This is a genomic window from Streptomyces mirabilis (assembly GCF_018310535.1).
Taxonomy (GTDB): Bacteria; Actinomycetota; Actinomycetes; order Streptomycetales; family Streptomycetaceae; genus Streptomyces.
The window spans coordinates 4809968-4832755 of the sequence record NZ_CP074102.1; the positions used below are offsets into that span (position 1 = coordinate 4809968).

The window sequence follows — 22788 nt, forward strand, 5'->3', positions numbered from 1 at the left end:
GCTTTCGGGGAGGCGGCGCGCCTGCCAGGGCCCGACCCGCGCGGGGTGCCAGTGGCAGCCTGTAACGATCTGCCGCCCCGGAGGAATACGGCCACGCCCTGTAATGCCTGATCACCACGATCGTATGCTCGAAGGATGACGACCACCGCGACCTCCGGAACCGGCCCGACCGAGAACTCCATGCGTCGCGCCCTCAAACGCGCCCGTGACGGCGTCGCCCTCGACGTGACCGAGGCCGCGGTGCTGCTCCAGGCGCGCGGCGAGGCCCTCGACGACCTCGCCGCGTCCGCCGCCCGGGTGCGGGACGCGGGCCTGGAGGCGGCCGGCCGGCCCGGCGTCATCACGTACTCCAAGAGCGTCTTCATCCCGTTGACCCGGCTGTGCCGTGACAAGTGCCACTACTGCACCTTCGTCACCGTGCCGGGCAAGCTGCGCCGCGCCGGGCACGGGATGTTCATGTCGCCGGACGAGGTCCTCGACGTCGCCCGGCGCGGCGCGGAACTCGGCTGCAAGGAAGCCCTCATCACGCTCGGCGACAAGCCCGAGGACCGCTGGCCCGAGGCCCGGGAGTGGCTGGACGCGCACGGGTACGACGACACGATCGCGTATGTCCGTGCCATCTCCATCCGGATCCTGGAGGAGACGGGGCTGCTGCCTCACCTCAACCCGGGGGTGATGTCCTGGACCGACTTCCAGCGGCTCAAGCCCGTCGCGCCGAGCATGGGCATGATGCTGGAGACGACGGCGACGCGGCTGTGGAGCGAGCCCGGCGGTCCGCACCACGGGTCTCCGGACAAGGAGCCCGCCGTACGGCTGCGGGTCCTGGAGGACGCGGGGCGGTCGTCCGTTCCCTTCACCAGCGGGCTGCTGATCGGGATCGGGGAGACGTACGAGGAGCGTGCCGAGTCGCTGTTCGCGCTGCGCCGCGTGTCCCGGTCCTACCACGGCATCCAGGAACTGATCATCCAGAACTTCCGCGCCAAGCCGGACACGGCGATGCGCGGGATGCCGGACGCCGAACTGGACGAGCTGGTCGCCACGGTGGCCGTCGCCCGGCACATCATGGGACCGGCCGCCTGCCTCCAGGCCCCGCCGAACCTGGTGGACAGTGAGTACGGGCGGCTGATCGGCGCGGGGATCGACGACTGGGGCGGGGTCTCGCCGCTCACCATCGACCACGTCAACCCCGAGCGCCCCTGGCCGCAGATCGAGCAGCTGGCCGAGCAGTCGCGTGCCGTCGGCTTCGAACTGCGCGAGCGGCTGTGTGTGTACCCCGAGTTCGTGCAGCGCGGGGAGCCCTGGCTCGACCCGCGGCTGCTGCCGCACGTACGGGCGCTCGCGGACCCGGAGACGGGGCTCGCCCTCGAGGACGCCGTCGTCGAGGGGCACCCCTGGCAGGAGCCGGAGGAGGCCTTCACGGCGTCGGGGCGCACCGATCTGCACCACACCATCGACACCGAGGGGCGCACCGGCGACCGCCGGGACGACTTCGACCTCGTGTACGGCGACTGGGAGGCGCTGCGGGAGGCGGCGGCGCCCGGGATGGTGCCCTCCCGCATCGACACCGACGTACGGGCGGCTCTCGCGACCGCGGCCGACGACCCGACGAAGCTCACCGACGACGAGGCGCTCGCCCTGCTGCACGCGGACGGTCCGGCGCTCGACGCCCTCTGCCGGATCGCGGACGACGTGCGCAAGTCCGCCGTCGGCGACGACGTCACGTACATCGTCACCCGGAACATCAACTTCACCAACGTCTGCTACACCGGCTGCCGCTTCTGCGCCTTCGCCCAGCGCCGCACGGACGCCGACGCGTACACGCTGTCGCTGGACCAGGTGGCCGACCGCGCCCAGCAGGCCTGGGACCTGGGGGCCGTGGAAGTCTGCATGCAGGGCGGTATCCACCCGGACCTGCCGGGTACGGCGTACTTCGACATCGCGAAGGCGGTGAAGGAGCGCGTCCCCGGCATGCACGTGCACGCCTTCTCCCCGATGGAGGTCGTCAACGGCGCGACACGTACGGGGATGTCCATCCGTGAGTGGCTGACCGCCGCGAAGGAGGCGGGCCTCGACACCATCCCCGGCACTGCGGCGGAGATCCTCGACGACGAGGTCCGCTGGGTCCTGACGAAGGGCAAGCTGCCCACGGCGACCTGGATCGAGGTCGTCACGACCGCGCACGAGCTCGGCATCCGCTCCTCGTCCACGATGATGTACGGGCATGTGGACCAGCCCCGCCACTGGCTCGGCCACTTCCGGACCCTGGCCCGCATCCAGCAGCAGACCGGCGGCTTCACCGAGTTCGTGACGCTCCCGTTCATCCACACCAACGCGCCGGTGTACCTGGCGGGCATCTCCCGCCCGGGCCCGACCACCCGCGACAACCGAGCCGTGGTGGCCATGGCCCGCCTCCTGCTCCACCCGCACATCCCCAACATCCAGACCAGCTGGGTGAAGCTGGGCACCGAGGGCGCGGCGGAGATGCTCCGCTCCGGCGCCAACGACCTCGGCGGCACGCTGATGGAGGAGACCATCTCCCGGATGGCGGGCTCCTCGTACGGCTCGTACAAGTCCGTCAAGGACCTCGTCGCCGTCGCGGAGGCGGCCGGGCGTCCGGCGAAGCCGCGGACGACCCTGTACGGGGAGGTCTCCGAGGAACGGCAGCGAGCGGCGGAGGTGTCGGACGGGCACCTGCCGGAGCTGCTGCCGGTCCTGGATTGACGGCCGAAGCGTGCGGTGGCCCGGGCGCGTCGGAGTACGATGATCCGACCCTCGGTGGAGGGCACAGAAGCCTTGTGAGCCTGAGGAGTTGCGTGTCCGTGCCTGCCCGACGGCTTCCCTCCTGGATCTGGGTCACCGGTCTGACCGCCGCGGCGATCGTGGGCGTCACCGCCCTGGCCGCGCAGGCCGACCAAGGCGCGCACCCGACAGCCGCCCACGCCGCCGGGGCGAAGCCGTCCGCGTCGGCGAGCCCGCGGCCCTCCGCCTCGCCCAGGAAGGCCGACCCGGTCGCCGTGCCCGACGGCTCGGGCACCGGACGGCGGATCGTCTACTCGCTCGCCCAGCGGCGGGTGTGGCTGGTCGACACCGGCGAGGCCGTCCGACGCACCTTCGCGGTGTGGCCGGGCACGGTGAGCCCGGCGCCGGGCCGGTACGCGGTGTCGACCACCGTCGCCTCCACCACGGGGACGGACGGCACGAAGGTCGAGAACATCGTCTACTTCACCGTCGCCTCCGGCGTGAACATCGCGTTCTCCAACGCCCAGGACGGTTCCTCGCCACAGCCCGCGGCGGGCGTGAAGACCGGCGGGATCCGCATGCACAGCGCGGACGGGGACGCCGTCTGGGCGTTCGGCAGCAAGGGTACGAAGGTCTCCGTGGTGAAGTAACGGCCAGGGCGATGGAGGGGGCTGGCGGATGGGGCGTGCGCGGCCGTCGATGCAGGAGCTGATCGCTCGGCGCAGACGGGCGGGATTCGTGGGGCGAAGCCACGAACGGGCCGTCTTCCACCGGAACCTGGAGCTGCCGCCCGAGGACGAACGCCACCGCTTCCTCTTCCATGTGCACGGCAACGCGGGGGTCGGAAAGACCTTCCTGGTGAGGGAGTTCGAGCAGATCGCCCGGGACCGCGGGGCCTTGACGGCGTACGTCGACGAGAGCGTCGGTAGCGTGCCCGAGGCCATGAGCGCGATCAGTCGCCAACTCGGTCTGCAGGGCCGGAGGTTCAAGGAACTGGATCGGCTGCTCGCCGTTCACCGGGAGCGGCGGCACGAGGCCGAGACGGTCGCCTTGGTCGACACCGAACCCGGTGAGCCCTCGGCGGCCGGTCTGGTGGTGGCACGCGCCGGACTGGTCGGACTTGGCATGGTGCCGGGCGTGGGCGCCTTCGCGGGCGCCCTGGACGCGGGCCAACTCGCCCAGAGTGCTGACAGGTTGCGGGCGAGTCTCAGCGCGCGCTTCCGCAGCCAAGAGGACGTGCAGCTGGTCCTGACACCCGAACGGGTGCTGACGCCGGTGCTGCTGGGCGAGTTGTCGGAGGCGGCGTCGACGGCGCCCTGGATCGTCCTGTTCTTCGACACCTACGAACGCACCGGGCCGCTCCTCGACGGCTGGCTGCACGAGGTGATCACCACCGACCGTTACGGCACTCTGTCCGCCGACGTCGTCATCGTCACCTCCGGCCAACGGCCCTTCGACACCGCCCGCTGGGGCGGCTTCGCGGACTTCATGACGGACGTGCCGCTCGGGCCGTTCACGGAGGCGGAGGCACGGGGGCTGCTCGCCGGCAAAGGGGTGGTGGCCGAGCCGGTTGTCGACGAGGTGCTGCGGCTCACGGGCGGGCTGCCGGTGCTGGTGTCGACCCTCGCGGAGACCCGGCCGGCCGATCCGGACGACGTGGGAGACCCGAGCACGACGGCGGTGGAGCGGTTCCTGAAGTGGGAGCCGGACCCGGTGCGGCGCGCGGTCGCTCTGGCGTGTGCGCTGCCGCGGCGCCTGGACGCGGACGTGTTCCGGGCGGTGGTGGACGGTACGGATATCGAACTCGACGTCCTTTACGGCTGGTTGCGGGAACGACCGTTCGTCGACGAACGCGGCGACCGGATGCAGTACCACGACGTCGTACGGGCCCCGATGCTGCGCCTCCAGCGCAAGGGCTCGCCCAGGCGGTGGGCCGAGCGGCACGAGCGGCTCGCGGCGGCCTTCGCCGGGTGGCGGGAGGAGACCGAGGCCAGGCTGGAGGACGGCTACGAGTGGGCCGACGAGGACTGGCGGGAGCTGCGGCTCGCGGAGTCGTACCACCTGCTGTGCGCCGCACCCCGATCCGCGCTTCCCGCCGTCCTCACCGACGTCGTGGATGCCTGTGGTCAGGCGGACGACCTGGTGAGGCGCTGGATGCGGCTGCTGGCCGACGCGGGACAGGACACGGACGCCCAGGCCGTGCGGGCCTGCGGAAGCGACCTGACGCGGGTGCTCGACGAGGGAGGCAAGCCCGAGGTGCTCCGGTTCCTGCTCGGGCGGGCACGGGGCGACGAGCCCTGGCGGGCGCGGGCGCGGGCGGAGCTGGCCGACTTTCTCGCGCGGGACGGTGCCTACGAGCGCGCCCTGGAGGAGTACGGCCGCGCCCTCGCCCTGGACCCGTACCTGGTGCGGGCCCACCGAGGGCGGGCCCTGACCCGCGGCGGCCTGGGCGACCACGAGGGCGCACTCGCCGACGTCGAGCGCGTGGTGGAGCTGGAGCCGGACAACCCGAACAACATCGTCCTGCGCGGCGAGCACCACCGCCTCCTGCGCCATGACGACGAGGCGGTCCGGGACCTGAGCGAAGGCATTCGACGCGACCCGGCCAACGCCTTCGCCTGGGCCTCCCGAGGCGCCACCCACGAGCGCGCCGGAGACCCCGATGCGGCCCTCGCCGACTTCGGCCGCGCGCTCGACCTCAAGCCGGACTACGCCTGGGCACTGGGCCGCCGGGCCCGGGTCTGGCGTGGACTGGCCGAACACGACCGCCAGTTGGCCGACCTCGACCGGGCCCTCGCCCTCTGGCCCGACTGGGGCTGGGGCCACTGCGAACGTGGCGACGCCCTCCGAGTGGCCGGCCGCCACGAGGAGGCCCTCGCCGACTACGACGAGGCGCTCACCATCGATCCCGAGTACGCCTCGGCCCACGCCAGCCGCGGCGCGGCGCTGGCCGACCTGGGCCGCCGTGAGGAGGCACTCGCCGCCCTGGACCGCGCGCTGGAGCTCCGCCCTTCCTACGAGTGGGCCGGCGCCCTGCGCGCCCGCCTCCTGGGCCCCGGAGAATCCGCATGACAGGCGCAGCCGCAGCAGCGCAACACCCCCTCCGCCGGTACCGTACGAGGGCCGAGCCACCCGCACCGGAGGTCACCGTGAGCGCCCAGACCAACGGCCCGTACGGACCGCTGATTCCCATGCCGGAACTCAACCCGGACGCGTTGCGGGCAGCGGTCGCGCGGATCGCGCCGAGCCGCGTCCGCGCCCTCACACAACACCTCTTCGAAGCCACGACGAATGCCCAGTAGACGCAGAGCCTCGCGCCACTGCGGGCCTTCGTCCACTCCTGGGCGGTGTTCGTGGCGATCGAGCGACACCCGGAACGTGCCGCCCGTCTGCGTGACCTGGTACGGCTGACCATCGGCCTCCCCGGAGGACCGAGTGGATCCAGGCCCTCACCAAGGCCACGTCGCCGAGGGAGCCGTCGCAACCTGACCGGGCGGGTTCACTCGCCCCACACTCCGTATACCGATCGTGCCCTGAACGGACCGTTCCCGGTCGATTACAGTGCTGAGCTGTCGGACGTACGGACTGTGCCTGGGGAGGTCTCGGTGGGTGCGACAGCCGGTGCCGTCTGGGGCCGTGCGGAGCAGCAGGACTTCCGTAGCCGGGTACGCGGGACCCTGCTGGGCGCGGCCGTCGGGGACGCCCTCGGGGCGCCGGTCGACGGGCTCACCCTGGAGGGGATCCGGGAGGCCCACGGCGTGGAGGGGCTGGTCGACCTCGCCTTCGGGCACGGCCGGCGCGGCGCCGTCACCCACCTGACCCAGCTGACCCTCTTCACCCTGGACGGTCTGATACGTGCCCAGGTACGCCGTGACACCGGCGCCTGGCATCCGCCCACCGACCTCCACCGGGCGTACCGGCGCTGGGCGGCCACCCAGAGCGACTGGGGCCCCGACGAGCGCCGCAAGGACGACGGCTGGCTGGCCCGCGAGGAGTGGCTGTACGCGCGCCGGGACCCGGCCCGCTCCTGCCTGATCGGCTTCGGCGACGACATCATGGGCACGCTGGACGCGCCCAAGAGCCCCGGCGAGGTCGGGCCCGAGGCGGCCGCACGCTCCGCGCCCTTCGGGCTGCTCGTCGGCTGGGAGCCGCAGCTCGTGATGCAGCTCGCCGTCGAGTGCGCCGCGCAGACGCACGGGCACTCCACGGCGTACCTCGCGGCGGGCGCGTACGCCGTCATCGTGCACGCGCTGGCCCGCGGCGAGAGCCTCGACGGGGCCGTGCAGCGGGCGCTCGCGATTCTCGCGGCGCGGCCGGGGCAGCAGCCCGTCGCGGACGCGCTCCAGCATGCGCTGGGGGCTGTGCGGCAGGGGATGCCGACGCCAGGGCGCGTCGAGGAACTCGCCGGGGACGGTACGGCGGAGGGGTTGCTCGCGGTCGCCGTCTACTGCGCGTTGGTGGGGGAGGACATCCGGCACGGCCTGTGCCTCGCGGTGAACCAGAGTGGGCCCTCTGGGGTGGCCGGCGCCCTCACCGGGGGGCTACTCGGGGCCCTGCACGGCGAGACGGCCCTCCCGCCGGCCTGGCTGGCCGAGCTGGAGGGCCGTCCCACGATGCTGGCCCTGGCGGACGACTTCGCCATGGAGATGACCCAGGGCCCGGCCCTGCACGGCCCAGGCGGCTCCGCACCGGGCTGGCTGGCCCGCTACCCGCGGGCCTGAGACGTTCCTCGTCCCCGCCCCAGGGGCGCGGGGAACTGCGCGACCAGCCCCCACCGCCCCGCAGCCGAACGACGGCCCGGTTGAGGCCCCCGGCGGCCGGCAGTCGGACGACTGCCGGCCGCCGGGGGTTCTCAGACGCCGGACGGGCTGGCGGTGCCGGCCCCGTCCGCGGCTTCCGCCGGGGCCGGGATCGCCGCGGCAGCGGCCCCGTCCCCGTCGTCATCCGTGTTGATCTTCTCGATGATCGCGTCCCGCTCCGGCGTGTCCTCGGGCTTCAGGAAGCCGATGAGGATGTACAGGACGAGGGAGATGACCATCGGGACGGAGACCTGATACTCCAGCTTCACATCGGTGCGCTGGGAGAAGTCCAGGTTGTAGTTGACGAAGAAGAACGCGAGCAGACCACAGGCCCAACTGATGAGCGCCGCCGTCGGGCCGGACTTACGGAACGGCCGCAGCAGGCCCAGGATGAACGGGATCGCGATCGGCCCCATGAGCCCGGCCACCCACTTGATGACGACCGTGATGATGTCCTTGAACGTGGGGGAGTTGACCTGCGTCGCCACCGCCATCGAGAACCCGAGGAAGGCGACGGTCGTGATCCGCCCCGCGATGAGCCCGGTCCGGGTGTCCCAGGCACGAGCGGCCTTGGAGAGCACCGGGGCCACGTCCCGGGTGAAGACCGCGGCGATCGCGTTCGCGTCCGACGAGCACATGGCCATCGTGTGCGAGAAGAAGCCGACCACGACCAGGCCCAGCAACCCGTGGGGGAGGAGCTGCTCGGTCATCAGACCGTACGCGTCCGAGCCGTCGGGCTTCTTCGCCGTGACGAGGAGCGGCGACAGCCACATCGGGATGAACAGGATCACCGGCCACACGAACCAGAGCGCGGCGGACAGGAAGGCCGACTTCGTGGCCTGCTTGGCGCTGCCCGTCGCCATGTAGCGCTGGGCCTGGTTCCACATCCCGCCGTTGTACTCGAACAGCTTGATGAACAGGTACGCGATGAAGAACACGGTGAGGTACGGGCCCGCGAATCCGTTCGCGTGACCGTGCAGCTTCGGCGAGTCGAGAGCCTTGGACAGGCCACCCTGGTCGGAGATCTTGTTCAGTACGATGATCAGCATCGAGAGCCCCGCCAGCAACTGGATCACGAACTGGCCCAGTTCCGTCAGCGCGTCCGCCCACAGACCGCCGATCGTGCAGTACACGGCCGTGATGCCACCGGTGATGAGAATGCCCTGGGTGAGCGTGACCCCGGTGAAGACGCTCAGCAGGGTCGCGATCGCCGCCCACTTCGCACCGACGTCCACGATCTTCAGCAGGATGCCCGACCAGGCGAGTGCCTGCTGCGTCGGCACGTTGTAGCGGTCCTTGAGGTATTCGAGCGGTGAGGCCACGTGCAGCCGGGAGCGCAGCCGGTTGAGCCGGGGCGCGAACAGCTTCGCGCCGAGCAGCACGCCGATGGCGATGGGCAGCGCCCAGGTGACGTACGAGGTGATGCCGTACGTGTATGCGATGCCGGCGTACCCGGTGAACATCACCGCGCTGTAGCCCGACATGTGGTGCGAGATGCCGGACAGCCACCAGGGCATCTTGCCGCCCGCGGTGAAGAAGTCGCTGACGTCGTCCACACGCTTGTGGGACCAGACACCGATCGCGGTCATGACGCCGAAGTACGCGACCAGGACGGCCCAGTCGAAGCCGTTCATGTGCCCCCTCCAGGGGTCCGCCTTGTGAACCTGCAGATACCGGACGGCACTTCGCCAGTACGTACATGGGCGGCGCCCCCGTGCGGGAGCGGGGACTTTGGGGATTGAACCGCCGTTCGGAGGGGGCGGTCAAGACCTTTCCCGGTCACAGATATGAACACAGATCAGAAAGCAGAACGATTTTGCCTCCACTTTACCCGTACGGCTGTTGTCGTGCTCGTGACGTGGACCACACCATGAGCGGGCACTTCGTCAGACCACACAGGCAGGTTCACACCGACAAGTCGATCAGACGTACGGGATGCGGGTCCCGCGCGGCTGGGAGGGGACGGCCGACTCGAATCCACCACCGGTTCCGCTAGCGCATGAGTTCGCCGGCGTTCACGAGCAGCGACTGGCCCGTGATCGCCCGTGCCCGGTCGGACGCCAGGAACACCGCGGCGTCCGCCACATCCCCGTCCGTGGCCAGCTCGGGCAGCGCCATCCGCTCGGTGAGCCGCTTCAGGACGTCTGCCTCCGGCACGCCCTCGGTGTGTGCCGTGAACTGGACGTACGCCTCGACGGGCGGCCCCCACATCCACCCCGGCAGCACGGTGTTCACGCGGACGCGATGGGGGCCCAGCTCCCTCGCCAGCGAGTACATCGCGCTCGTCAGCGCGCCCTTGGACGCCGCGTACGCCGCCTGCCGCACCTGGCTCGGCGCGGCCACCGACGACTGCGTCCCGATGATGACGACCGAGCCGCCGCACACCTTCAGCGCGGGCAGGCAGGCCCGGGTCATCCGCAGGGTGCCCAGCAGATTCACGTCGATGACCGACTGCCAGGTGGCGAAATCCGCGTCCTCCAGGCCGCCGAAGTAGCTGTCCCAGGCCGCCACGTGCACCACCGCGTCGATCCGCCCGAACCGCTCCGCCGCGAGCTCCGCGAGCGCCTCGCACTGCTTCTCGTCCGTGATGTCCGTGGCCCGGTACGCCGTGTGCGCGCCGTCCGGGTCGAGCTCGGCCGCGGACGAGGCGAGATTGGCCTCCGTGCGCGCCCCCAGTACCGCGTTGCCCCCGTCCCGTACGACGGCCGCCGCGACCTGATGGCCGAGCCCGGCGCCGACCCCCGAGACGATGACCGTCTTCCCCGCAAGCAGTGACATCCGAGGCCTCCCCTTCTTTGTGGCTCGGTTCGCCCTGACGTGGCTCTGGCGCATTGTCTGACGGGGCGTCAGAGTATGGGCGTCCGGCGGAGGAAGGAAGAGCGAGGAAGGGGATCGTCATGTCGGAGGAGACCCGTAGCGAGGTGTACGCGGAACTGGCCGCCCTCGGCCCGTACGGCGTCCACCCGGGCCACGCCCTGATCACCATGGTCGAGCCGCATCCGGGCCACGAGTACGCGTACAACCGCTGGTACGAGGACGACCACTACTACGCCGGCGCGATGGCCATGCCCTGGATGTACGCGGGCCGCCGCTGGGTCGCCACCCGCGATCTGCAACTCCTGCGGTACCCCGAGAAGTCGGCGGTCGCCCAGCCGGTCACCGCCGGCTGCTACCTCTCGACGTACTGGGTCACCGAGGGCCGCTACGACGACCACATGAGGTGGACCGTCGGCATCAACAAACGGCTGAATCGCGACGGCCGTGTGTACCAGGACCGGACACATGTCTTCACGGCCTTCCAGGACCACGAGGCCACGGTGTACCGCGACGGCGCCGCCGGCCCCCGCGACTTCCACGCTCTGGACCACCCCTACGCGGGCCTCGTCCTCCAGGTCGTCGACGCCGACTCCGCCGACCGGCGCGCCGAACTGCTGGAGTGGCTGCGCGCCCGCCACCTTCCCCGGCGCCTGGCGGGCTCCCCGGCCGCGATGGTGACCCTCTTCCGCCCCACCCCACTCCCCGGCGACCGTATGACCTACGTGAAGCAGGTCGAGGGCGTCGACACCCGGCTGACCCTCCTGTGGTTCCTGGAGACGGACCCGAGGGAGTGCTGGGAGGACCACTTCGGCGGACTGGAGGAAGCGGTCGCGGAAGGGGGGTTGGGGAAGGTGGAGCTGGTGGCCCCGTTCATTCCGACGGTGCCGGGGACGGACAGGTACGTGGATCGTCTGAGGTGAACGGGGGCGCCCCGGAGGCGAACCGAGCCCAAAAAGGGGGTTAGCCCCCTCGGCCAGGACGGCGGGCCAGTCGAGAGGGCTATTTCGGTGGTGCGTATGCGGTTGGTCGGTGCAGTTGTGGTGGTGGGTGCAGATGTCGACGCATCAGGCGAGGTCGAAAGCCCCCCGGCTGACCTCGGCCACGAAGGCGTTCCACGAGTCCGCGGGGAACGCCAGCGTGGGGCCCGCGGGCACCTTGGAGTCCCGTACGGCCATCGCCGCGAGAACCGGGGACTTGACCTCGACACATGCGCCGTTGCCGGTGGAGTAGGAGGACTTGGTCCACGTGTCCGTGGCGCCTTGCTGGATTGCCATGTTCGCTCCGGATAGCCAGTTGTTGAGAGTTGCTGTCACCGCACTGCGGGTTCGCTACGGAACTCGCCGTGCGGTTTGCGCCAACGTTGTTGCTCGATGGCGTGATCGACGCTACTCGCCAACATCGGCGGGCGAAGTGACCGTTCACTCGTCCGGGTGGCATATTCCAGTGGAGTCTTCCGTCCTGGCGTGGTGAGGGTGTAGTGTCCGGCGCTTTCCCGCCGGGGCCCGTTCTCAGGGGTGCGCGTCAGCGCGCGTACTCCTTGGCGATGTCCGCGATGAACTGCCGTGACTGCTCCACGTTCAGGGCCTGCGCCCGCAGATGCTCGTACATCACGCTGTATTTCTGGACGTCGTTCGCCTTCTCCAGATACAGGTCGCTGGTGACGCCCTCGATGTAGACCACGCTGGAGTCGGCCGCGTCGGGGAACTCCAGGATCGCGTACTGCCCGTTGAGTCCCGGGTGAGCGCCCATGTCGAAGGGGATCACCTGCACGGTGACGTGCGGGAGCTGGGACTGTTCGACGAGGTGTTCCAGCTGGTCGCGCATGACGGAGCGGTTGCCGACGACGCGACGCAGGGCGGCCTCGTCGAGAACGGTCCACGGCCGGAGCGGGTTCTCCGGGGCGGAGATACGTTCCTGTCGACGCAGGCGCACCTGGACGCGCTTGTCGATGTCACCGGAAGCGGTCTCGGGCAGCGCGCCCGCGATCAGCGCCTCGGCGTACGGCCGGGTCTGCAGGAGACCGGGGACGACCTGGGGATCGTAGACGCGAAGTGACGCGGCGTCGGTTTCCAGCCCGATGTAGACGCTGTACGGGATGTCGCCGAAGGAGTGCCACCAGCCCTGCTGGCGCGAGTCCTTGGCCATCTGCATCAGGGAGTCGACGATCCGGTGGTCCTCGACCTCGTAGACCCCGCACAGATCGCGGACGTCACGCTGGCTGATACTGCGCCGTCCGTTCTCCAGCCGGCTGATCTTCGACTGCGAGACCAGCAGCCGCTCGGCGACTTCTTCGGCCGTCATGCCCTTGAGCTCGCGGAGCCGGCGCAGCTCCTGGCCCAGCCGGCGCCGCCGGACGGTGGGATTGACATTGGACGCCACGGGACGTGCACCTCCGGCTGCGGGCCTCTACTTTGCGTATCTGCTGTTGAGCAGACTGCCACCAAGGTGCGTTCTACCGCTGGAAAACACCGGATATGCGCTGGGTACACGCCCGTTCGGAGATCTGGCGTACATATCGCGCAGATCGCGTACGCGTACGTCGCCTTCACTCGTACCGCCCGCATATGCGCGACGCCCGCGAAATGCGGCCGCGCGGGACGGTGGAGCCGTGTCGTCGTCCGGACGTACGGCCCCACCGTCCCGCGCGAGCCAGCGGCTCCCGAACCGGGTCTTGGGGACTGCGGTGCGGCGCTGGGGTCGTGCTGGTGGTGCGTGGCGGTGCTCTTTGTGGTGCTTGGCGGTGCTGTTGTGCGTGGTGGTGCGTGCGGTGCCTGGTGGCGCCGTGGGACTGCGGCTCAGTGGACCACGGCGCGCGCCATGGAACCGTGGCGCGGTTGCATCGGAACGCCGTGGGCGGGTTCCGGTGCGGACCTGACTCCGGCGGTGGCCGGGCGGCCTGCCGGTGCCGGGTTGCGGCGTGGCTGTGCACCCACACCGTTCTGAACGTCCATGACCGCGTGGGCCACGAGGCCGCCCATGGGGTCATGCCTGATCAGGTCCCGTAGCCGGGAGCGGGACGAGCGTCCCTCGTTGCCCGGATACAGGTGCTTGCCGAGACCGACCGCATGGGCCAGCGCGGCGAGCGCCGCGGTCCGCGGGTCCGGCGGTACGCCGGTGCGGATCGCGCTGTCCAGCCGGGACTTGATCTCCCGGCTGATCTCCGTGTCCGTCGCTTGGTAGCGAGTTGTCGGAAGCACCCCGCACATCTGGCCGGCCACGGCATGGACCATGCCGCACCTCTCCAGATGCGAGAGGTAGGTCTGGCGCAGCCCCAGTCGGGGTCCGCCAATCCAGTTGACCGCGCGTACGGGTGCTCCGCGTCGGCGAAGCAGTTCCAACGCACAGTCCAGTGTTGGATCTCCAGTCGGCCGTGGCTGCACCACGGCGATACGATCCCCGTCTGGGGCTATCCGTCCGGCCAGCGCCAGCTCTACTAGCTGTGCTCCGGCCAGACCGAGGTCGAGCGACTGCGGCTGTGCGGTGGTACCCGTGGTCGGGTCCAACGCCAGCAGCAGAAGCTCTTCCGGAAGAGTTCTGCGGCTCCTGCCCATCCATGCCTCCCCGCGTGGATGAATGACAGGGTGACCCCTCTCACATTGGTCTGTCGAGAGTGCCTGACCGGTTCGTGATGGAACCAGCAGGTATGTCGTTCTCGTCTACCGCAGGGGTTAAGCCCGCACACAGGACACTGGTACATGGTTCGGACAGCGATGTCCGGGCGGCGGGACAAGGGTTCACGGTTCGTTGGGCGCCCGGTGGGTGGCGCACGGAGGAGGCATCGGTGGCGGGCGAGTCCCCCGACAGGTCGAAGCAGCACGAGTCGTCGGCTTCGTCGGCAGAAGCGACGCCGGGGACCCCGGCCGCGGTTCCGGGCCCGAGCCGGGCCGCCGCGGCGGCGGCGTCGGCCGATCCCCGTCTGGCGGTGGCCCGAGAACGGGCCGCCACGGTACGGGTGGATCAGGCGACGGCGGTGTTCTCGACGCGGGCGTTGGCGGAAGGTTCCGCCGGGTCCGGGGGGAAGGGCCCCGCGGAGGACGCGCGACTGCGCGAGGCCGTGGCCGCCTGGGTCGCAGGGGCGGACGAGGAGGCCCCTGAGGGGGAGTCCGAGGTTCCGGAAGCCTCCACGGGCCCGGAGGACTCCGACAAGGCCTCCAAGGCCTCCAAGGGCGCGGAGAAGGCCGTTGCGGCGGCGGAGGGGGACGGGGCCGAGGCCGGGACGGGGGCTGAGGCTGGGGCTGGGGCCGAGGTTGAGGCTGAGGCTGGGGCTGAGGACGAGGCTGACGGGGAGTCGGCTTCGGGGGCCGACGCCAGTGCCGACATCGATGCCGATGCCGATGCCGACGCTGATGCCGACTCCGACTCCGACTCCGACGCGGACTCTGACGCCAAGTCCGAGGTCGAGGCCGAAGTTGATGCCGAGGTCGAGGCCGAAGTTGATGCCGAGGTCGAGGCCGAGGGCACGGCGGCGGATGACGCCGACGCCGAACCGAAGACGGACGCGAAGTCCACGTCGGACGCCGAGTCCGAGACCGAGTCCGAGACGGAGTCCGAGACCGAGGACTCGAAGCCGGAGGCGAAGGACTCTCCGAAGGACGCGTCCGAGACCTCTGAGACCTCGAAGAAGTCCTCCGAGTCCTCCGAGTCCTCCGAAGACCCCGAAGATTCCGCGACCCCCGAGGCTCCCTCGGACGTCGAGGGCTCCAAGGACACGCCGGCCGCGGACGATTCGACGTCCGCCGACGACTTGCCGTCGGCGAAGGACGCCCCGGACACCGACGACGCGCCCGAGCCCCCCGTCGACCAGCCCACCGCCATCTTCAAGGCGCCGAAGCGCCCGGCGGTGGACCAGCCCACCACCATGCTCAAGCTGGGCGGCGCCAAGCCGGCCACCGACAAGCCCGTGGACGAGTCGAAGGCCGACCAGCCCAAGGCGGACCGGCCGAGGCCCGAGACCCCGTCCGAGCGCACCAGCAAATTCGTGGCCCTCAAGCCCCTCGACGAACCCGTGTCGAGAGTGAAGCCGAAGACCACCGCGACCCCGTCCGTTCCCTCCGCCTCCTCCTCGCCCACCAGGGTGGCCCCCGCCGACGCCACCGCCGCCCTCCCGCAGGTCGGCCCCGAGCGCACCACGCAGCAGCCGCTGCCGCCGAAGCCGCCGCTGGACCTGCTGGCCGAGCTGACGAACACGCCGCCGCCCCCGCAGACCCCCGTGCGGACGCTCGCGCGCCGGGTGAAGATCTGGACGCCGCTGGTCCTGCTGCTTGCGGTCATCTTTGCGGTCGCACAGTCGCTCCGGCCGGTGCCGACCCCCACGCTGGACCTCACCGCCGAATCCAGCTACACCTTCGGCGGCGGCGGCGCCTCCATCCCGTGGCCGGCCTCCGGTCAGGGCGCGCTCGACGTCCAGGGCATCGGTTCGTTCGGCACGTCCGGCGAGCAGAAGGCGGCGCCCATCGCGAGCGTCGCCAAGGTGATGACGGCGTACCTGATCCTGCGCGACCACCCGATCAAGTCCGGCGACGGCGCGAAGATCAAGGTGGACCAGAAGGCCGAGGATCAGTCGGACGCCGGCGACGAGTCGACCGTCAACGTGCACGCGGGCGACACCATCACGCAGAAGGAGGCCCTGGAGGGCGTCCTGATCGCCTCGGCGAACAACGTGGCCCGGCTGCTGGCCCGCTGGGACGCCGGTTCCGAGACGGCCTTCGTCGCCAAGATGAACGCCGCGGCCAAGGAACTCGGGATGACGAACACGACGTACACCGACCCGTCCGGCCTGACGAAGACGACCGTGAGCACGGCCGCGGACCAGGTGAAGCTGGCCAAGGCCGCGATGAAGGACGCTTCCTTCCGCGAGGTCGCCCGGATGATGGAGTACACCGACTACAAGGGCACCAGGCACAGCAACTGGAACCACCTCGTCGGCTCCAACAACGTCATCGGCATCAAGACGGGCACCACCACCGCGGCCGGCGGCAACCTCGTCTTCGCGGCGACCAAGGAGATCGGCGGCGAGGTGCGGACCATCGTCGGAGCGGTGATCAGCCAGGGCCCCGGCGGCAACGACAACACCATCCTCGGCGGCGCCCTGGCCGCGGGCGACAAGCTGATCCGTGCCGCGCAGGCCTCGCTGAAGTCCGCGACGATCCTGAAGAAGGGCGATGTCGTCGGTTACGTCGACGACGGGCTCGGTGGCCGTACGCCGGTCGTGATCACCAAGGACGTCACGGCGGTCGGCTGGGCGGGGCTCAAGGTCAAGCTGTCGTTCGTCTCCTCGGAACTGCCGCACTCCGCGAAGGCCGGCACCAAGGTGGGCTCGCTCACCGTGGGTGACGGCGGCAGCAGCAGCGCCGTGCAGGTTCCCGTCGAGCTCCAGAAGGACCTCGTCGAGCCGGGCTTCGGCGCCAAGCTGACCCGCGTGAGCTGAGCGGCCGTACACAGCGAGCCCGAGTGGACGTACACAGGAGGGTACGGGCGTACGGGTACGGGTACGGGCGTACGAGTGGGGCGCGCTTCCGGCAGGGGGCGTATCCCCCGTACGCCGCAAGCGCCCCGAACGCCATGTGAACGCGCCGTGAGCCCGCCGTGAGCGCGGCACGAACGCACCGCACCCCGTCGGGGCGCCCCACCCGGGAGCTCCCCGGCGGGGTGCGTGCTAGCGTCGCGAGATCGGGGCAGGTCGCGGGCCGCGGGTCCCGGGCCGAACACGAGAAAACGGGACACGGGAGCCTTGCAGTGGCGACAGCGGAGCCGACACACGCCGACGACGCCGATCCTGGCCCTGGCCCTGGACCAGGTCCTGAACCGGATCGCGGACCGGGCTCGCGAATACGGCTGCCCGCACACGCCACCGACGGCCCCCCCGCTGACGGCAGCCTCACGGACGACGAGCCGCGGGAGCCCGTGACGCCGGAGTCGCTGACGCGGGAGTCCGCGGTCCAGAGGCGGCGTACCCGCCTCAAGGCCTTCGCCCTGCGTCACCCCGTCGCCTTCGTCACCGTCGTGGCCGGCCTCCTGCACGTCGTCTGGTTCTTCACCTTCGCGAACAGCGGCGGAGACCTCGCGGCGCAGGACGCGTGGGCGGAGTTCGTCGGACGGCACCCGGACTCGGCGTACAACCTCGCCTGGTACGGCGGTATGCACCCGGTGTCGTACAGCGTGGTGTCGCCGTATCTGATGTCGGTCCTCGGCGTCCGTACGACGATGATGATCGCCGGGACGATCTCGGCGGGCCTGCTGACGATGATCCTCATCCGCAGCCGCGCGATACGGCAGCCGCTGGCGCCGGCCTTCGCGGGTGTCTTCGCGCTCATCTGCAACGCGATATCGGGGCGGGTGACGTACGGCCTCGGCATGGTCTTCGGGCTCGCCGCGGCCGCCGTGGTCTTCTGCTGGCCGCACCGCTGGCGCTACAAGCGCTGGGCGAAGGCCCTGTGCGCGGCGCCGCTCGCCGCGCTGGCGACCGCCGCGTCGCCGGTGGCCGGACTGTTCGTGGGCCTGGTCGCGGCCGCCCTCTTCCTCCAGAAGCGCCGCCCCGGCGCGTACGCGCTCGGCATCGCGCCGACCGTCGTCGTCGCGCTCTCGGCCTGGTTGTTCCCCTTCTCCGGCACCCAGCCGATGTCCTTCGGCTCGGCCTCGCTGCCACTGATCTCCGCCGGACTGGTCTTCGCGCTCGTTCCCAAGGAGTGGAAGACGGTACGGATCACGGCGGCGGTGTACGGCCTCGCCGTGCTCCTCGTGTGGCTGATCAGCTCGCAGATCGGCTCGAACATCACCCGCCTGGCGATGCTGCTCGAGGGCGTCGTGCTGCTCGCCGCGCTCCCCTTCACCGTGCCGAAGTCACGCAAGTGGTACGTGACCGTCCTCGCCTTCGCCGGATTCGTCGGGTGGATCGGCTTCAAGTCGGTCGACGACATCGTCCATACGACACCGGCGGCGTCCTGGGCCCGCGAACTCGCTCCGCTGGTGAACCAGCTCCAGGTGGTCGGTGCCGAGAAGGGCCGCGTCGAGGTGGTCCCCGCCCGCTCCCACCGCGAGGCGTCCGCGCTCGCGCCGTACGTGAACCTCGCCCGCGGCTGGAACCGCCAGGCCGACATGGAGCGCAACCCGCTCTTCTACGACGACACCCTCAACTCCGCGAACTACCACGAGTGGCTTCAGCGCTGGGCCGTCCACTACGTGGTGCTGCCCAAGGGCGAACCGGACGGGGACGGCGGCGAACGCGAGCGGCGGCTGGTCCAGCGCGGCATGCCCTACCTCCGCCAGATCTGGGGCGACGCGAACTGGCAGCTCTTCTCGGTCACGGACCCCACGCCGCTGGCCGATCCGCCGGCCGTCGTCGACCGGGCGGAGCAGGGCGAACTGACCATCGAGGTGAAGAAGGCGGGCCGCGTCCTCATCCGCATTCCGTACTCCCCGTGGCTCGGGCTCGTCGACGCCAAGGGCAAGAGCGTGAAGCCGCCGCAGGAGACGCAGAAGTCCAAGCACCGTGCGGAGGGCAAGCCGAAGACGTACGACAACCTCAACGGCTGCCTCATGGAAACCCCGGAGAACGCTTCCGGGGACAAGTGGACGGAGCTCCTGGCCCCCGCCCCCGGCACCTACCGCCTGGCGGCCCCGTACCAACTCCCCCGGGGGACGCCGTGCCCCGAGGAACTGCGCTGACCCGCCCCACGGCCACCTTCCGCGTGGAGTGCTTCGGCTGCGGGCCGGTGGGGGCTGGTCGCGCAGTTCCCCGCGCCGCTTGAGAGCGTCGGCGCGCATCTTTCAGCCCGTGGGCGGGCACCGGGGGCGAGAACCCCCGGTGCCCGCCCCGCCCGCGGCTCACTTCACCGGAAACGCCACGTCACACACCGCGTCCTCCGGACCCGCCGCATCCCAGTCCGCGAAGTACACCTCCCGGCAGGGACCGTCGTACGACAGCCCCCGCTCCCCGATCCACGCCTCGACCGCCTCGAACGCGGCGATGATCTGCGGATGAGCCACCTGCGCCTTGGTGATCCGCGCGTACGCGAGCCGCCGCGCCGGCTCCACCCGCACCCCGATCCCCGACGCCCGCCCCCGCTTATCGGCCCACGCCCGCGCAGCCTCCTCGTCGGCGACCGGCACGCACGACTCGGCGGGCCCGTCACTCTCCATGCTGACCTCGGCGTAATAGACGACGAAGGGCGAGCCGGTCGTCCCGCCGCACTCCCGCGCCCCGTCCTCCAGCCGTGCCAGCGAGGCCGGAATCCAGACCGGCAGCTCATCCGCCAGCGTGTGCCGCTTCTCCGTCAGCACCACCCGCTCCGGCACATCCACCGTCTCGACCACGAACTTCCCGTACATGTCGGTACTCCTCCCTGACAGCCGTCCACGGAGGTACTCGGCGAGCGTCCGCTGCGAAGCGAACCGGGTCTCGGCATCCGCCCAGTACGTGGCGAGGAGCACCGCGCCCTGCGCCGCCCCGACCTCCACCACCTCGGCGATCCGCGCGAGCGGCATGTCGAGCTGCCGCAGCAGCGCGACCAGGCGGGCGCGCTCGACCTGGTCGGCGCGGTAGTAGCGGTATCCGCTGACCTCGTCGACGTGGGCCGGAGCGAGCAGTCCGAGCCGGTCGTACAGCCGAAGCGCCTTCGGCGAGAGCCGCGCGCGGGCGGCGAACGCGCCGATCGTGAGCAGTTCCTGTTGCACGAGCCCATCCTCCGTCACCGGGAGCCTTCGGCCCGGTGACAAAGGACGCTGCTCCCTGCCCCAGGGGCAAGGTCAACCAACGGCTCTCAAGAGCGGAACCCGGAGTTACGCGAGCGCCTTCTCCACCGCCGCCACGACCTCCGCCGACTCCGGCTCGGTCTGCGGCGAGAACCGCGCCACGACGTCTCCACCCGGCGCGATCAGGAACTTCTCGAAGTTCCAGCGGATGTCACCGCTGTGGCCCTCGCCGTCGGCGGTGTCCACAAGACGCTGGTACAGCTCGTGCCGGGCGTCCCCGTTGACGTCGACCTTCTCGGTCATCGGGAAGGTGACGCCGTAGGTCGCGGAGCAGAACTCGGCGATCTCCTCGGAGGTGCCGGGCTCCTGCCCCATGAACTGGTTGCAGGGCACACCGAGCACCGTGAAGCCCCGCCCCGCGTACTGCTCGTGCAGCCGCTCCAGCCCCGCGTACTGAGGTGTCAGCCCGCACTTGGAGGCCACGTTCACGATGAGCACGGTCTTGCCGCGGTATTGCCCGAGGTCCGCGGAGCCGCCCTGGAGGGAATCGATCTGGACGTCGAGCACGGAACTGCTTGAACTGTCAGTAGTCATAAACGGATGCTAACTCCGCTCGATGTCGCCCCGGCCGCCGCCCGTCGTCCGCCCCGCATCCGCTCAGCGTCCGCCCGGCCGGGTCCCCGTCCGCTCGGTAAGGTCGCGAACGTGACCACAGCGAACACGATCAAGGGCATCTACGAGGTACTCGACGACCGCTTCGTCACCGGCCGCTGCACGAACGGCGACGGCAGGCTGGAGGTCCTCCACGACGGCTCCCGCTGGGCCGAGGGGCCGCTGTACGTGCCCGCCTGGCGCCAGCTGATCTGGAGCGACATCCCCAACGACCGCATCCTGCGCTGGGACGAGCCCACCGGCACGGTCGGCGTCCTGCGCACCCCCGCGGGCAACAGCAACGGCAACACCCTGGACCGCGAGGGCCGCCTGATCAGCTGCGAGCAGGGCAACCGCCGGGTGACCCGGACGGAGCACGACGGATCGGTCACGGTCCTCGCCGACCGTTACGACGGCAAGCGGCTCAACAGCCCGAACGACGCGGTCGTACGGTCGGACGGTTCGGTCTGGTTCTCCGACCCGGACTTCGGGATCCTGAGCGACTACGAGGGCCACCGGGCCGAGTCGGAGATCGGCGCGTGCCACGTCTACCGCCTGGAACCGGGGACCGGCGAGGTACGGCTCGCCGCGGACGGCTTCGACGGGCCGAACGGCGTCGTCTTCTCGCCCGACGAACGGCAGCTGTACGTCTCCGACTCCCGCGCCGCCCGCATCCGCGTCTTCGACGTCCGCGACGACGGCACCCTCACGGGCGGGAGAACGTTCGCGGAAGCAAAGAGTGGCGTCCACTTCGACAACATCCGCTTCGACGACGAGGGCAGGCTGTGGGCGGCCGCCCTGGACGACGGGGTGCACTGCTACGACCCCGACGGCACCCTCATCGGCCGGCTCCTGGTCCCCGAGAGGGTCTCCAACATCACCTTCGGCGGCCCCAAGAACAACCGCCTCTTCATCACGGCGTCCACGTCCTTGTACTCGCTGATGATGTCGGTGACCGGCGCCCCTCGCATCCAGCGGCACCGGTGAATCGGCACACCGCTGCCCCGCGGCACTCGCTCCTTCCGTCCCCCGTCCTACTCCCGTTGGGCCTTCACGAGTACCTCCCCGGCGGGCGTACGGGAGTACAGCACCGACCGCCCGGCTCGCCCCCTCCGCACCAGCCGGGCGTCCAGCAGCACCTTCAGATGGCGTCCGACCGAGCCGAGACCCTGCCCGGTCAGGGCCACCAACTGCGTCGTGCTCATGGGGGAGTCGAGGAGGACGAGGACCCCGGCGCGGGCGGGTCCGAGCAGCGCGCCCAGACTCTCCGGCACGGCCTCGGGGCCGGTGTCGGCGAGTACGCCCGAGCAGGGGTAGACGACGGCGTACCGGTCCGGCTCCTCCCATGACACCCAGCCGTGCCGCTGCGGTGTGATCGGTACGAACACCAGCTCGGCGCCGGAGATCTCGCGTGGCGGGTACTCGTGGAGATTGACCTGCAGCCGGTTGTCGCCGAGCCAGCGCGTACCCGGCCGCAGCGCGTCGAGGGCCGCCGCCCAGCCGCCCTGGCTCAACTGCGCGGTCCGGGCGACGACATCGGCCTCCAGAACGCGCCGCCGCCGGTCCCAGTAGGGGCGTACGGCCTCGGTCCAGACGTGGGTGAGCAGGTCCGCGGCGCGCTCCGGGAGGTCGTCGCGGTGCAGGGCGGCGGGCAGCGGTCCGGCAAGGGAGACGCCGAGATGGGCCCGGGCGTCCGCGGCCGACGCCTCCCGCACCCGGGCGACCTCCTCCTCGAAGTCGGTCTCGCCGCGCGGCGTCGGCGTCAGGAAGTCGGCGATCCAGTCCCGCCCGAGTCCGGAGCGTATGAGCAGCGCGGTGACGGGGTCACCGGCCAGCCGCCTTTTGTACGCGGGCAGATGGACGTCGAGCCAGGCCCGCTCCCCAGGGTGCGCGGCCGTCCGCGCGTGCAGCAGCTTGACGGCGGCGAAGGTCTCGGCGAGCGGGGAGAGCACGAAACGGGTGCGGGCGAGGGTGTCGGCGTTGATCTGCCACCAGCCCATCCGCACCTCCCACCGCTTCTCCGTCGCGGTCCATTGCCCTGCGTGGTTTCGCTTCTCCGCGAAACAATACGACCACGCCGGGCGCCACCCGA

17 protein-coding genes are annotated in these 22788 nt (G+C 70.8%); 9 read left to right on the top strand and 8 right to left on the bottom strand.

What is annotated here, in order from left to right; all coding sequences use genetic code 11:
* Positions 1 to 135: 135 nt before the first annotated feature.
* The 5 genes from SMIR_RS21360 (at position 136) to SMIR_RS21380 (ending at position 7460) form a co-directional block, all read left to right on the top strand.
* A complete protein-coding gene (locus tag SMIR_RS21360) occupies positions 136 to 2721 on the top strand; it encodes a bifunctional FO biosynthesis protein CofGH (RefSeq protein WP_168492711.1) in 2586 nt (861 codons plus the stop codon).
* 92 nt (positions 2722 to 2813) lie between these two features.
* A complete protein-coding gene (locus SMIR_RS21365) occupies positions 2814 to 3389 on the top strand; it encodes a hypothetical protein (RefSeq protein WP_168492709.1) in 576 nt (191 codons plus the stop codon).
* A 28-nt stretch (positions 3390 to 3417) separates the two neighbouring features.
* Positions 3418 to 5811 (top strand): tetratricopeptide repeat protein, encoded by a 2394-nt coding sequence (locus tag SMIR_RS21370; RefSeq protein WP_212727252.1) that lies wholly within the window; start codon positions 3418 to 3420, stop codon positions 5809 to 5811.
* Positions 5812 to 5888: 77 nt separating this feature from the next.
* Complete coding sequence (locus SMIR_RS43600) at positions 5889 to 6041, top strand: hypothetical protein (RefSeq protein WP_248002968.1); 153 nt, start codon at positions 5889 to 5891, stop codon at positions 6039 to 6041.
* A gap of 303 nt (positions 6042 to 6344) precedes the next feature.
* Positions 6345 to 7460 (top strand): ADP-ribosylglycohydrolase family protein, encoded by a 1116-nt coding sequence (locus tag SMIR_RS21380; protein WP_212728387.1) that lies wholly within the window; start codon positions 6345 to 6347, stop codon positions 7458 to 7460.
* Between the two features lie 131 nt (positions 7461 to 7591).
* Here the strand turns inward: SMIR_RS21380 and SMIR_RS21385 are convergent, their stop codons facing one another.
* Together SMIR_RS21385 and SMIR_RS21390 are read right to left on the bottom strand one after the other, a co-directional pair.
* Positions 7592 to 9172 (bottom strand): sodium:solute symporter family protein, encoded by a 1581-nt coding sequence (locus tag SMIR_RS21385; protein WP_099922095.1) that lies wholly within the window; start codon positions 9170 to 9172, stop codon positions 7592 to 7594.
* 358 nt (positions 9173 to 9530) lie between these two features.
* The gene (locus SMIR_RS21390) at positions 9531 to 10316 is read right to left on the bottom strand and encodes an SDR family oxidoreductase (RefSeq protein WP_168492705.1); all 786 of its coding nucleotides are present in this window, start codon (positions 10314 to 10316) and stop codon (positions 9531 to 9533) included.
* Between the two features lie 119 nt (positions 10317 to 10435).
* On the opposite strand from SMIR_RS21390, the gene SMIR_RS21395 reads away from it, so the two are divergent.
* On the top strand, positions 10436 to 11275 hold the full coding sequence (locus SMIR_RS21395; protein ID WP_168492703.1) for a hypothetical protein: 840 nt from the start codon (positions 10436 to 10438) through the stop codon (positions 11273 to 11275).
* A gap of 144 nt (positions 11276 to 11419) precedes the next feature.
* Here SMIR_RS21395 and SMIR_RS21400 read toward each other — a convergent pair whose 3' ends face one another.
* The 3 genes from SMIR_RS21400 to SMIR_RS21410 form a co-directional block, all read right to left on the bottom strand.
* Complete coding sequence (locus tag SMIR_RS21400) at positions 11420 to 11629, bottom strand: DUF397 domain-containing protein (RefSeq protein ID WP_067372206.1); 210 nt, start codon at positions 11627 to 11629, stop codon at positions 11420 to 11422.
* 247 nt (positions 11630 to 11876) lie between these two features.
* A complete protein-coding gene (gene relB, locus SMIR_RS21405; protein WP_212727253.1) occupies positions 11877 to 12734 on the bottom strand; it encodes a type II toxin-antitoxin system RelB family anti-toxin in 858 nt (285 codons plus the stop codon).
* Between the two features lie 416 nt (positions 12735 to 13150).
* Entirely contained in the window at positions 13151 to 13906 is a 756-nt protein-coding gene (locus SMIR_RS21410) for a GOLPH3/VPS74 family protein (protein WP_101404483.1), read from the bottom strand.
* Between the two features lie 230 nt (positions 13907 to 14136).
* Here SMIR_RS21410 and SMIR_RS21415 point away from each other — a divergent pair, with 230 nt between their 5' ends.
* Positions 14137 to 16782, top strand: a complete 2646-nt coding sequence (locus SMIR_RS21415; protein ID WP_212727254.1) for a D-alanyl-D-alanine carboxypeptidase — start codon at positions 14137 to 14139, stop codon at positions 16780 to 16782.
* A gap of 308 nt (positions 16783 to 17090) precedes the next feature.
* Positions 17091 to 19019: a DUF8823 domain-containing protein gene (locus tag SMIR_RS21420; RefSeq protein ID WP_168492698.1), complete on the top strand. Its 1929-nt coding sequence runs from the start codon at positions 17091 to 17093 to the stop codon at positions 19017 to 19019.
* Positions 19020 to 19178: 159 nt separating this feature from the next.
* On the opposite strand, the gene SMIR_RS21425 is transcribed toward SMIR_RS21420, so the two are convergent.
* Entirely contained in the window at positions 19179 to 20027 is an 849-nt protein-coding gene (locus SMIR_RS21425; protein WP_422664453.1) for a MerR family transcriptional regulator, read from the bottom strand.
* Between the two features lie 105 nt (positions 20028 to 20132).
* Positions 20133 to 20639 carry a glutathione peroxidase gene (locus SMIR_RS21430; protein WP_168492694.1) on the bottom strand — a complete coding sequence of 169 codons (507 nt, stop codon included), beginning with the start codon at positions 20637 to 20639 and terminating at the stop codon, positions 20133 to 20135.
* A 111-nt stretch (positions 20640 to 20750) separates the two neighbouring features.
* Between SMIR_RS21430 and SMIR_RS21435 the strand changes: the two genes are divergently transcribed.
* Entirely contained in the window at positions 20751 to 21683 is a 933-nt protein-coding gene (locus SMIR_RS21435) for an SMP-30/gluconolactonase/LRE family protein (RefSeq protein ID WP_248002967.1), read from the top strand.
* A gap of 47 nt (positions 21684 to 21730) precedes the next feature.
* Here the strand turns inward: SMIR_RS21435 and SMIR_RS21440 are convergent, their stop codons facing one another.
* Positions 21731 to 22696, bottom strand: coding sequence for an ArsR/SmtB family transcription factor (locus SMIR_RS21440; RefSeq protein ID WP_168492690.1), 966 nt, complete (start codon positions 22694 to 22696; stop codon positions 21731 to 21733).
* Between the last annotated feature and the right edge of the window lie 92 nt (positions 22697 to 22788).

Excerpts from the sequence above, each read along its gene's own strand:
- SMIR_RS21360 (WP_168492711.1), top strand. The coding sequence starts at position 136 with ATGACGACCACCGCGACCTCCGGAACCGGCCCGACCGAGAACTCCATG.
- SMIR_RS21370 (WP_212727252.1), top strand. The coding sequence starts at position 3,418 with ATGGGGCGTGCGCGGCCGTCGATGCAGGAGCTGATCGCTCGGCGCAGA.
- SMIR_RS21385 (WP_099922095.1), bottom strand. The coding sequence starts at position 9,172 with ATGAACGGCTTCGACTGGGCCGTCCTGGTCGCGTACTTCGGCGTCATG.
- SMIR_RS21390 (WP_168492705.1), bottom strand. The coding sequence starts at position 10,316 with ATGTCACTGCTTGCGGGGAAGACGGTCATCGTCTCGGGGGTCGGCGCC.
- SMIR_RS21395 (WP_168492703.1), top strand. The coding sequence starts at position 10,436 with ATGTCGGAGGAGACCCGTAGCGAGGTGTACGCGGAACTGGCCGCCCTC.
- SMIR_RS21400 (WP_067372206.1), bottom strand. The coding sequence starts at position 11,629 with ATGGCAATCCAGCAAGGCGCCACGGACACGTGGACCAAGTCCTCCTAC.
- SMIR_RS21410 (WP_101404483.1), bottom strand. The coding sequence starts at position 13,906 with ATGGGCAGGAGCCGCAGAACTCTTCCGGAAGAGCTTCTGCTGCTGGCG.
- SMIR_RS21430 (WP_168492694.1), bottom strand. The coding sequence starts at position 20,639 with ATGACTACTGACAGTTCAAGCAGTTCCGTGCTCGACGTCCAGATCGAT.
- SMIR_RS21440 (WP_168492690.1), bottom strand. The coding sequence starts at position 22,696 with ATGGGCTGGTGGCAGATCAACGCCGACACCCTCGCCCGCACCCGTTTC.